The sequence below is a fragment of the Acinetobacter sp. SA01 genome, assembly GCF_011319235.1.
GTDB lineage: Bacteria > Pseudomonadota > Gammaproteobacteria > Pseudomonadales > Moraxellaceae > Acinetobacter.
In genome coordinates this window covers 36,809-46,845 of the sequence record NZ_WXXM01000021.1, presented here as the reverse complement: position 1 = coordinate 46,845, position 10,037 = coordinate 36,809, and the positions used below count along the sequence as shown (strand labels likewise).

Genomic DNA, 10,037 nt, shown 5'->3' with positions numbered 1-10,037 from the left:
GTCATTCGCATCTCGACGGGATGAGTCCAGAAGCCTTTGAAGCAGCTTCAAAATGAGGCTGTCTCATGTCTAGGATACTGGGAGCAGTCCAATCTATTCGTATTCTTACTGAGCACTCTAATAATTTACCTGAAAAAATTAGAGTGTCATTTAATCTGGATGAAATTAATAGCTTGTCGACTTTTTTCTCATTTTTCATTTTGATTTATCTACTAGATTGTATACATGGGTGTAATGGATCATCCGATTCAATAAAGTGTCTCTCAATCTTATCATTCAAAATGATTCAACAAAAAAGTTTAATGTATGACTAAAAAAGCAGATTTAAATGAGATAAATAGTAAACGTTTCAGTAGTGAGTTATGGGCGGAGACTCGCAAGTTTTATGAATCAAGAACTCATCCTAATTATGAAAAAATAAAAAGTAAGCTTTGTACTAAATTTAATCTTGATGCTTTCCCATCACAACGTACTGTAGAGCGCCGTGCAGTAAAAGAAAGATGGATGAGGTTTGAGGATGAAATTACCAATAAAGTCGCTCCTAACAAGTACAGTGATGACTTTTGGCTATGTATTAAAAATGTTTATGAATCTAATCCTAAAATTACCCATAAGCGCCTAAAAGAATTAGTTAAAAATGAACTGAATTGTAAGGATTTCCCCTCACATCAGGCTATAGCGTATAAGGCTAAACATGAAGGATGGGAAAGGTCAGATTATCTATTAAAAAAAAGTGACGCTACCTTAAAAGATTTAATCCGTAGCGTCAAAAACTTAGAGTCAGACAATGATTTAAAGGTGTCTTCAGGTATTAAAAAAAATAATGAAAAACAGAATCTTAATTATGTTAATACAAGTAGTGACGTATCTGATTTTGACGTTATCCAAGAAAGAGTAGAACGCGAAAAAGTTAGCATCGAAAATTTGCTTATGAACGCACAAGTACGGCGTAAAAGGCAGGCTGAAATCATTGTAAAATCTCGAAAGAGAATGACGTTAATTAACGATTTGGGGGATCAATTGTCTGATAAGTTTGTGATGCTTTATGCACTCATAACATCAGATGAAATTAGCAGAAAATTTACTAAGCCGATGATGAAGCAACTCAACGACAAATTGGATACCTTATGCCAAATTTTAGAAATCTATAACGATTTATCTTTTAATAGGCGCGAGAATATTAAGTTTGAATTGTCCTTATACGGTACAGAGTTAGAAGACCTTAAAGACATTGATGATGCGAAGCGTGTGAAGGATCTAAATAATGATAAAGCCTATGAAGCACAGCAGTTACGTTTAGTTGCTGAAGCAGAAAGAATGGCAGCTCGAAGACGTTATATTGATTCAGGTGGGCTAGAAGAAGAGGTAAATACTGAAATGGAACAGCGTATGAAAGAAGTGGAATCAGATGAGCATGATGCAGACTACTCTCTAGAATAATTTAATTAGATAAGTATTTAATTTTACAAATGAATTTGTCTCTATAGTTTAAAAGCTTTCTATTGGTGGGCTGCTATGTTAGATAGAACCAAAGCCCATCAATTTCTGTTTCATGGTCAAGTTTAACTTCAAAAAATTGGCTATAAATCATATTTTCTTCATCACGTTCGCGATAAGCAAACTGGGCACCTTGTATTACATCACAGTGAAAACAGCCATTTGATAAATATGCTTCCCTCCCCCCCATAGTTGATTGCGAATACTGCCAATCTAAAAAATGATCTATTTGATTTATTAAATGAATAAATGTAGTTGAAAATTAATATGTTGATTTCCTATGCAAATTTAAAAATATATGAATTGTATTTGCCTACATTAACCGCTAACAGGGGATTACCGTAGAATAACAGCACCAGCTACTTTGGGATTAATTTTTAATGCTTTGGGTGGAAGATTACCTTTTTAGATCAAAACCAACAGCAGCCAAAAATTATCTTAATTTTTTCAAAAATGATGTTTGACTATTTCACTGAAGATAAAAAATTTAACTATGCCGAAGCCTATTAGAGTATTTGTATATGTAATAGCCCCCAATTAAAACTGACATTCCTTAACCCTGATGCTATGACTCTGTCTTAAGTGAAAAGTATTTGTTTTAGCAGGGGCTATTACAATTTGTCCTTTATAAATTTAAGAAAATTCTAAAGTCCATTTGTATCACTTCATAAAATTCTCAATAAAAATAAAACTGAAAAATAATATAAAAATAATAAATTATTGAAATTTATAGTTATTTAAAAGTTGGCACAGCCTTTGCAATATAGATCTTATAAGAATAGAGGATTTGAGCAATGCAAATGGAAAATGTGCATAAGCCTACTTGCTTTATTCATATCACAGGGACTCAGCGTGACAAATATATCGAATTTGAGTTTTCGATAGGTGACCCAGAGTTAGCTGTAGAGATGATTATGCCAGTGACGGCTTTTGAGGAGTTTTGCAATCGCCATCAGGTGAAGTATTTAACCACTGATGAAGTATGCAAACTCGAATATGAAAGGATGAAATGGCGGTTTGGACAGCCTGGAATTACAGAATAAACATTGATAGTAAATAGATCAGGGAGATCTTAAAAATGCAAATTGATATTAAGACATCAGGTGTAAAGCCGATTCGTAACACTTATGCTTATGTGGAAAAGCGTTTTGGTGACAAGGTTGCTTCACGTTATCAAGAAGCCAGCTATGATATTCAGGAAGAGATCAATTTTCATTACCGCCCATTATGGCAGCCAGAGCATGAAATTTTTGATACAGATCGTACCGTGATCAAAATGAAAGACTGGTATGCGCTTAAGGATCCACGCCAACTGTATTATGGCACCTATACACAAACCCGTGCGCGTCAACAGGAAGTGCTAGAAAGTAATTTTAACTTTGTTGAAAAAAACCAAGTTCTTAACACAATCTCCCCTGACTTGTTAAATAAAGCAGAAAGCCTTTTGATTCCACTGCGCCATTATGAATGGGGCGCAAATATGAATAATAGTTTTATTACAGGTTATGCCTATGGCGCTACATTAACGAATGCGACCATGTTCGCCACCATGGATCGTTTAGGTTCTGCCCAGTATCTGACCCGTATAGGCTTACTTCTTGATGGAAATCAGGGGGATTCATTGGAGCGTGCAAAACAAGCTTGGATGGACGCGCTTGAATGGCAACCGCTACGTCAAAGCATAGAGAATATGCTCGTGCTGAAAGATTGGTATGAGCTGTTTATTGCACAAAATTTGGTATTTGATGGTTATTTATATCCATTGGTGAAGTATCTGGTTGATCGAGAATTAGTGGCTCATGGCGCTTCAGCAATCAGTTTGTTAACCGCCTTTATGAATGAATGGTTTGAAGAAACTCAACCTTGGGTGAACTCTGTTGTTAAAACAACATCACTTGAGTCAGAAGAAAATCGTGAACAGATTATGGCATGGATTGAAAAGTGGCAAATTCAGGTTCGCACAGCTGTAATTTCTCTATTGCATATTATGCAATGTGACGAAAGCGATCTGGAATATATCGAAAGTATTTTTGAGAAGCGTCTTAATAAAATTGGCTTAGCTGCAAAGGAGTCTGCAGTATGAAAAATGTATTCATGGCGTTTCAAACCAATGATGACACCCGACCGATTATTGAAGCGATTGAGCAGGATAATCCGGAAGCAAAAATTGAATATTACCCAGCAATGGTAAAAATTGATGCTCCTGGACAATTGATTATTCGTAAAGAATCAGTCGAGGAAATTTTGGGACGTGACTGGGACTTGCAGGAAATTCATATCAACCTGATCAGTATTTCTGGAAATATTGATGAAACGGACGAAAGCTTTACGGTGGGTTGGTTCCGCTAAATAGATAGCACTTAAAACATATTGAACTGATGGAATGTTCTAAATAAAGATTATGGAGAATACGCATGAATGTACATGCAAAAGCTGCAGCAAATACGCCACGCAAATTGAGTTTAAAAGATAAATACGCGCTAATGACCCGTGGACTTGGTTGGGAAACGAGCTATGTACCGATGGAAGATGTTTTTCCTTATGACAAGTTCGAAGGTATTAAAATTCATGACTGGGATAAATGGGAAGATCCATTCCGTTTAACCATGGATGCGTATTGGAAATACCAAGCAGAAAAAGAACGTAAGCTTTATGCAATCATTGATGCATTTTCGCAAAATAATGGTCATCTGAATGTTACGGATGCCCGTTATATCAATGCAATCAAACTGTTTTTGACGGGTGTTACTCCCATTGAATATAACGCGCACCGTGGTTTTGCCATGGCGGGACGTCAGCTTAGTGGCGTAGGTTCACGTATTGCATGCCAAATGCAGGCGATTGATGAGTTACGACATTGTCAAACTCAGGTGCATACCTTGAGTCATTACAATCGTTACTTTAATGGCTTCCACTCTTGGCCGCAGAACTTTGACCGCCTTTGGTATTTATCGGTACCTAAATCATTTGTAAATGATGCGATGTCAGCAGGACCTTTTGAGTACCTGGTGTCAATTTCATTCTCATTTGAATATGTATTGACGAACCTGCTATTTATGCCATTTATGTCTGGTGCAGCCTATAACGGGGATATGGCTACAGTAACCTTCGGTTTCTCCGCGCAGTCTGATGAAGCACGTCATATGACCTTAGGGCTTGAGGTGATCAAATTTATTCTTGAACAGGATCCTGATAACGTTCCAATCGTTCAGAAATGGATTGATAAATGGTTCTGGCGTGGTTATCGCTTGCTGACTTTAGTGGGCATGATGATGGATTACATGCTACCGAAGAAAATTATGTCTTGGCGTGAAGGATGGGAAATCTATTTCGAACAAAGCGGTGGTGCACTGTTTGCGGATTTAGAGCGTTATGGAATTCGTATGCCGAAATATTGGGAAGATTCTGTGAAAGAAAAAGACCATATTACGCATCAGGCTTGGGCGATGTTCTATCAGTACTGTTGGGGTACCGGTTTGCATGCATGGGTACCAACTGAAGAAGAGCAAAAATGGCTTTCTAAAGAGTATCCAAATAGTTTTGATGAGCATTACAAGCCACGTTTTGACATGTGGAAAAAACAGGAAGAAGAAGGTAAGCGTTGGTATAACACAAGCCTGCCATGTCTCTGCCAAACTTGCCAGATTCCAATGATCTTTACGGAAGTTGATGACCCAAGCAAAACTCGTCAACGTGAAAGTATCTATAAAGATGAAAAGTACCAGTTCTGTTCAGATGGTTGTAAGGACATCTTTGATGGTGAACCAGAAAAGTATGTACAAGCCTGGTTACCAGTCCAGCAGATTCTAAAAGGGAATGCTGGTGGTCCTGGTCCTGAAGATATCGTGCGTTGGTCTTATTTAGATCCAGGTGTTGACACCGGTGCCTATGAAACATCACCAGATGCGCTCAATTGGGCAAAATGGAAGAACACAAACGGTTCTGTATAACGTTACTTTCTCAATCTTAACTTGAAGTTAAAACAATAATTCGGTGGTGTTTTCAGGAAGAAACACCGCCCAGGAGATTCTTATGCCAGTTATCGCCTTAAAACCAGATTATCAAGGAAAAGTCCGTGATGCCAAAGACCAATTTGGTGGTCAGCAGGTGTTATTTGTAGAGTGGGATGGTCATCTCAGTATTAGTGCGCCAATCGCCGTATTAGTTGATCCTGAGCAAAAATTTCAAGACTTTATCAATAGTCAGTTATCGCAAAGCGTATTTGCTAGTCATAGTGATTGGGCTGGTATTGACTGGTCAGAAGTGGAATGGACTTTTGAACGTCAACCTTTAAATTTTAACTCTGATTCTAGTTTCAATAGTCTTGGCATTGGCCATAAATCCTATATCCGTTTTCATACCCCAGGTTTAAATGGACTTTAAGGAGAACATCAATGAGCTATGAAGTCACAATTGAACCTTTAGGTCAAACCATTGAAGTGGAAGAAGACCAAACTATTTTAGATGCAGCATTACGGGCAGGAATTTGGTTGCCGCATGCTTGTGGGCATGGTCTGTGTGCGACTTGTAAAGTGCAAGTCGTTGATGGTGAAGTTGACTTAGGTGAAGCATCTCCTTTTGCACTGATGGATATGGAACGTGCTGAAGGTAAAGCATTGGCGTGTTGTGCAGTACCACAGTCTGATTTAACGATTGAAGTAGAAATAGATGAAGATCCTGATGCGAAGGTCATTCCTTTGCGTGATTTTGAAGCCACAGTTGAATCAATAGTGGAATTAACTCCTACGATTAAAGGCATCTTTTTAAGGGTGGCCGAAGATATGGAGTTTCAAGCAGGTCAATATATTAATTTGTATCTTCCTGGATTGACTGAACCTCGTGCCTTTTCAATTGCAAGTGCGCCATCTCAGTCGAATTTAATTGAGTTAAATGTACGTAAAGTCCCTGGTGGTATAGGAACCGGCTGGTTACATGATGATTTGGAGGTGGGAGATACCCTTCATTTCTCTGGTCCTTTAGGACGTTTCTATACGCGTCACTCTGATCCTAATCCAGTAATTTTTATTGCTGGTGGCTCGGGCCTTTCTAGCCCTAAATCGATGATTCTGGAACTTCTAGAAAATGGAGATAGTCGACAAATCACTTTATTCCAGGGTGCACGAAATTTAAGTGAATTGTATTACCAAGAATTTTTTGAAGAGCTAAGCCAAAAATATCCACAATTCCGCTATTTTCCGGTCTTATCTGATGAGCCAGAAAGCAGCGACTGGACAGGGGAGCGAGGCTTTGTGCATGAAGCTGCAATCCGCATTTATGACAATGATTTTCGAAATCATAAAGCCTATCTATGTGGACCACCCCCAATGATCGAAGCGGCGATTCGTGGATTAATACGTGGACGTTTATATGAACGTGATATTCATTTAGAGAAATTTCTCAGTGCTGCTGATGCGGCCAATCAAGCTACACGGAGTCCATTATTTAAAAATATTTGAGAGGTGAGAGATGCACCAGATTCGATTAATAAATACTGAGGAGCTGTTTCATTGTCATACAGGAAACAGCTTACTTGAAGGTATGCAACGTCTCGCTCGAAAAGGAATCCCGGTCGGATGTCGGGGTGGTGGTTGCGGAATATGCCGTGTACAGGTGTTAAGTGGTAATTATCATTGTAAAAAAATGAGCCAAGAACATGTCAATGAAACTGACCTTAAAGATGGAATTGGATTGGCATGTCGTTTATATCCAGAAAGTGATTTAGATGTGACAGTTTTAGGACTGAAATCCAGTAAAAAGCGTTTGTGAAATTAAGAATAGGAAGGAACCACTATGAATATCAAACCAGTTTCGCGTCCAGGCCATGTGGCGCTTAGAGTGCTCGATTTAGAGGAAGCTGTAAACCACTATGTTAATGTCCTTGGTTTGATTGAAACCGGTCGGGATCAACAGGGTAGAGTTTATTTAAAAGCATGGGATGAGCACGATCATCATTGTTTGATTCTGCGTGAAGCGGATTCTCCTGGAATGGATTGCATGGCTTTCAAGGTTGTGAGCGAAGCCGGATTAAAACGATTAGCTCAAGCACTTCAGGAATATGGAATAAAAATTGAGTGGGTCAAAGCAGGGGATAATTTGGCAACGGGTGAACGTGTACGATTCACCGCGCCAACTGGACATGTATTTGAACTGTATGCACATAAAGACCTATATGGAAATGGTATGCCAACAACCAATCCAGGTATACAAGCTAAAAATTTAAAAGGGGTTCATCCAAGTCGTTTCGATCATTGTGCGTTGATGGGTGAGGGTGTTGAAGAAAGCTATCGCTTGTTCAAGGATGTTCTTGGGTTTGACCTTACTGAACAAGTACTGGATGGTGAAACAATGATGGCAGCTTTTATGTCTTGTAGTAACAAACCTCATGATGTGGCATTTATTTTTGCTCCTGATAAAGGCAAATTACACCATATGTCTTTCTTTGTTGATTCTTGGGCACAGGTTCTTTCAGCTGCAGATACGATTGCAAATCATGATGTGTCTCACGAAATAGGACCAACTCGACACGGCATTACACGCGGAGAAACCTTGTACTTCTTTGATCCATCAGGTAACCGTAACGAAGTCTTCAGTGGAGGGTATATCTGGTATTCAGATCGTCCTACTTTGACTTGGACTGCTGATGAATTGCCTCGTGCTATTTTCTTCACCGAGCGTAAATTAAGCGAAACATTTTTTCAGATAATGACTTAACTACTCGTCGCAAAAATTAATGATGACAAGGAAGATGAAATGAATATTAGTGTAAATCCAGAAATTGCAAACTCAATTAAAACAGGCCACTTTGTAACAAACTATCATGATCTTGGCGAAGGCCAACCTGTGGTCATGGTACATGGTTCGGGTCCAGGTGTTACATCTTGGGCAAACTGGCGTCTGATTATGCCTGAGCTTGCAAAAGAACGCCGTGTGATTGCTCCGGATATGTTGGGTTTTGGCTATACTGAACGTCCAGAAAATGCAGTTTACAATAAAGAAAACTGGGTACAACAACTCAAGGATTTATTCGATGCTTTAAATTTAGAACAGGTCGATTTAGTCGGTAACTCTTTCGGTGGAAGTATTGCACTAGCATTTACTATTGCCTACCCAGAACGTGTACGCCGTCTAGTTCTTATGGGAAGTGTTGGTGTTCCTTTTAAAATTACACCAGGACTTGATAATGTTTGGGGGTACGAACCTTCATTTGAAACAATGCGTAAGCTCATGGATACTTTTGCATATAGCAGAGAGCTCGTGAATGATGAGTTGGCTGAACTACGTTATCAAGCCAGTATTCGTCCTGGTTTTCAAGAGTCTTTTTCTGCGATGTTCCCAGCACCACGTCAGCGTTGGGTGGATGCTCTTGTAAGCCCTGAAGAAAAGATCCGAGAATTAGAACAACCTACTTTAATTATTCATGGGCGTGAGGATCAAGTTATTCCTATGGATACTTCATTAAAACTTTTTGAGCTTATTAAGCATGCCCAATTACACATGTTTGGCGAAAGTGGACATTGGGCTCAGATTGAACACAGTGCACGGTTCTCTCGTTTGTTAAGAGATTTCTTTAATGAATAACTGACATGGATTCAACCTGTCGCAGGATTGCGGCAGGTTTTTCAAAATATCAATAAGGATTTGAAATGAAAATTAAGACTTTATGCTTAGTTGCGAGTGCACTTGCGTGCTGCTTTTCTACAAATATCTATGCTACTGAAAATGGAGCAGACTCTTTTGCTTTGGGTGCTGAAGGTCTTTTAGCTGGAGCCTTGCCACCACCAGGAGTATATCTACTTACCTATTACCAAAATTATACGGCATCTAAGTTTGTTGATTCTGATGGAAATAATTTGATTCCTGATTTTGATATTGATGCTAAAGCCCTAGTCCCACGCGTGGTTTGGATGACAGAACAACAATTGCTCGGTGGTCAATTAGGCTTTTATGCTGCACAACCTTTGGTAGATTTACGTCTAAAAATGGCGGGACAAAGTGATCATAATAGTGGATTGGGTGATCTGATTGTTGCTCCTATGTTAGGTTGGCATCAAGGCAATCATCATTGGGCTGCTGCAGTGGAAACTGTGTTTCCTACTGGAGAGTATGATGAACATAACTTGGCCAATTTAGGTAAAAATTATTATACCTTCCGTCCTATTCTTGCTTATACCTATAGTCAGCCACAAGGCTGGGATATTTCTAGCAAAATTTCATACAGTTTTAATACCGAAAATGAAGATACCAATTATCAGTCAGGGGAGTATTTTGCTGCTGATTACAGTATTGGCTATAAATTGAATCCGAATCTGACACTTGCTTTACAAGGTTATGCCTTTAAACAAACCTCTTCAGATGAAGATGACGGGGTTACTAATGGTTTTCGTGGACAAGCGATAGCATATGGTCCTGGTATTCATTATCAAAAAGATGGTTGGGCCTTAGAAGCCAAATATCTCAAAGAAACAGAAGTCGAAAATCGTCCTGAAGGTGATGCAACCTGGTTAAAGTTTGTTTGGTCATTCTAAAGAAATTATAAGGTA

11 protein-coding genes are annotated in these 10,037 nt (G+C 38.9%); all 11 read left to right on the top strand.

Annotated elements, in window-relative coordinates; translation table 11 throughout:
- Nucleotides 1-306 precede the first annotated feature (306 nt).
- On the top strand, nt 307-1,440 hold the full coding sequence (locus tag GTU69_RS14920; protein ID WP_166171638.1) for a hypothetical protein: 1,134 nt from the start codon (nt 307-309) through the stop codon (nt 1,438-1,440).
- A gap of 851 nt (nt 1,441-2,291) precedes the next feature.
- Complete coding sequence (locus GTU69_RS14915; RefSeq protein ID WP_166171636.1) at nt 2,292-2,540, top strand: phenol hydroxylase subunit; 249 nt, start codon at nt 2,292-2,294, stop codon at nt 2,538-2,540.
- A gap of 35 nt (nt 2,541-2,575) precedes the next feature.
- The gene (locus GTU69_RS14910; protein WP_166171634.1) at nt 2,576-3,580 is read left to right on the top strand and encodes an aromatic/alkene monooxygenase hydroxylase subunit beta; all 1,005 of its coding nucleotides are present in this window, start codon (nt 2,576-2,578) and stop codon (nt 3,578-3,580) included.
- Nucleotides 3,577-3,846 (top strand): MmoB/DmpM family protein, encoded by a 270-nt coding sequence (locus GTU69_RS14905; protein ID WP_166171632.1) that lies wholly within the window; start codon nt 3,577-3,579, stop codon nt 3,844-3,846. The genes GTU69_RS14910 and GTU69_RS14905 overlap by 4 nt, the downstream gene beginning before the upstream one ends.
- A gap of 65 nt (nt 3,847-3,911) precedes the next feature.
- A complete protein-coding gene (locus tag GTU69_RS14900; protein ID WP_166171630.1) occupies nt 3,912-5,447 on the top strand; it encodes an aromatic/alkene/methane monooxygenase hydroxylase/oxygenase subunit alpha in 1,536 nt (511 codons plus the stop codon).
- Between the two features lie 82 nt (nt 5,448-5,529).
- Entirely contained in the window at nt 5,530-5,880 is a 351-nt protein-coding gene (locus tag GTU69_RS14895) for a phenol hydroxylase subunit P4 (RefSeq protein WP_166171628.1), read from the top strand.
- Nucleotides 5,881-5,891: 11 nt separating this feature from the next.
- Complete coding sequence (locus GTU69_RS14890; RefSeq protein ID WP_166171626.1) at nt 5,892-6,953, top strand: 2Fe-2S iron-sulfur cluster binding domain-containing protein; 1,062 nt, start codon at nt 5,892-5,894, stop codon at nt 6,951-6,953.
- 10 nt (nt 6,954-6,963) lie between these two features.
- Entirely contained in the window at nt 6,964-7,263 is a 300-nt protein-coding gene (locus GTU69_RS14885; protein WP_166171624.1) for a 2Fe-2S iron-sulfur cluster-binding protein, read from the top strand.
- 24 nt (nt 7,264-7,287) lie between these two features.
- Nucleotides 7,288-8,208 (top strand): catechol 2,3-dioxygenase, encoded by a 921-nt coding sequence (locus GTU69_RS14880; RefSeq protein ID WP_166171622.1) that lies wholly within the window; start codon nt 7,288-7,290, stop codon nt 8,206-8,208.
- Between the two features lie 39 nt (nt 8,209-8,247).
- A complete protein-coding gene (locus GTU69_RS14875; protein ID WP_166171620.1) occupies nt 8,248-9,075 on the top strand; it encodes an alpha/beta hydrolase in 828 nt (275 codons plus the stop codon).
- Between the two features lie 65 nt (nt 9,076-9,140).
- Nucleotides 9,141-10,022, top strand: coding sequence for a transporter (locus GTU69_RS14870; protein ID WP_166171618.1), 882 nt, complete (start codon nt 9,141-9,143; stop codon nt 10,020-10,022).
- The last annotated feature ends 15 nt before the right edge of the window (nt 10,023-10,037 follow it).